The organism is Neisseria sp. P0021.S006 (assembly GCF_051956895.1).
This window is the reverse complement of sequence record NZ_JBQCWZ010000296.1, coordinates 1-1,601: the sequence shown is the minus strand read 5'-3', so window position 1 is coordinate 1,601 and position 1,601 is coordinate 1. Positions and strand designations below refer to the sequence as shown.

The 1,601-nt window shown below is 44.5% G+C and carries 2 protein-coding genes; both read left to right on the top strand.

The window, feature by feature from the left end; genetic code table 11:
- Window positions 1-772: fimb protein (locus ACTHUM_RS13500; protein ID WP_440403112.1), on the top strand; the 772-nt coding region annotated here is incomplete at its 5' end.
- 260 nt (window positions 773-1,032) lie between these two features.
- Window positions 1,033-1,601: TerC family protein (locus ACTHUM_RS13495; protein ID WP_440403111.1), on the top strand; the 569-nt coding region annotated here is incomplete at its 3' end.

Sequence of the window (1,601 nt, the reverse complement as noted above, 5' to 3'; positions counted from 1 at the left end):
ACATTCTTCACCACGCTTTCGGTTCGCATTAAAAAATGCGGCATGGCATTTGTTGATTAGTCTGATTTTGGCAGGATTGGCCGCTTTGTTAGTATTTGGAGTTTGGTATCCTTATCCGTATGCCGAGCTGACAGGCGGATTGGCTTTATATAAACTGGTCATTTCAGTAGATATTGTTTGCGGCCCGTTGCTGACTTTGATTCTTGCCAGTCCGAGCAAAAAACTTAAAGAGAGTATTGTTGATTTTTCCTTAATCGGCATGATTCAGCTGGCTGCTTTAATTTATGGTTTGTGCAACGTATCTTTGGCGCGTCCAGTGGTTTCCGCATTCGAAACCGATAGGATAAATGTGGTAACTGCTGCAGAAATTGATGTAAATGATTTGAGCCATGCTCCGAAGGATTTGCAGGATTTATCTTGGTTTGGCGTACGCCGTGTTGGGTTGCGTGAAGCGATGAGCCCGGACGAAGCTAACCAAGGTCTTGATTTGTCTTTGAAAGGTGTTGAACCAAGTATGAGGCCTTCTTGGTGGTTGCCAGATTCGCAGCAGGAACGTGAGAAAATTCGTAAAGCAATGAAACCGTTGTCTGTCTTGGCAAAAGCCCGTGGCATGAATGAGGAGTCAATTTTGGAACAGGCTTCGCTGAGAAATGATGGGAAAGAGTTGTATTTCTTGCCATTTACCAGTGCGCGAAGTAAAGAATGGGTTGTGATATTGAATGAGCAGGCAGATTTTTTGGGTTATGCGCCGATTGATGGTTTTATCAAGTAAGAAAAGGTCGTCTGAAAGCTGGTAAGTGCTGGTATAGGCTGTTTTTAAAAGAAAATATGCTGTTAGACTTTGCCTTTCTTTCTTCAAACTGATAAACTGTTTGCCATTATTGTTGACCGAGGCATAAATTTTTCATGAAAGACGCAGAGCAGAGTAGTTGTTATACCGCTTCTTTCCCTTTATTTATGCCCGAACTTTGGCAGTCTGTCCGTTTTAAGCGGAACGGCTGCCTTTTTGTATTTTAAAGGAACACAATCATTATGGATTTCAGTTGGTTGGCAGAGCCGCATACTTGGATAGGCTTTGCCACGCTTCTGGTTTTGGAAGTTGTTTTAGGTATTGATAACCTTGTTTTCGTAGCAATTTTGGCAAACAAGGTCAAACCGTCGCAACGGGATAGGGCGCGGATAACGGGCTTGGGTTTGGCTGTCGTTATTCGGATTTTCATGTTGGGCTTCATGGCGCACATCATGACGCTGACTCGACCTTTGTTTGAGTTGGGCGGCTTGGAGATTTCCGGCAAAGACATGATTATGTTTGCCGGCGGTATTTTCCTGCTTTATAAAGCGACTACTGAGCTGCACGAACGCCTTGAGGGCCACAATCAATTTGCGGTTGCTGAAGGACAGAAGAAGCATTCTTCTTTTTGGGGCGTTGTGGCGCAAATCTTGATTTTGGATGCAGTTTTCTCTATCGATTCTGTTATTACGGCAGTGGCGATGGTGGATCATATTGTGGTGGCAATGGGTGCGGTTGTTGTGGCGATGACGGTGATGATTTCTGCCAGCAAACCGTTGACTGCCTTTGTGGACAAGCATCCAACCGTTGT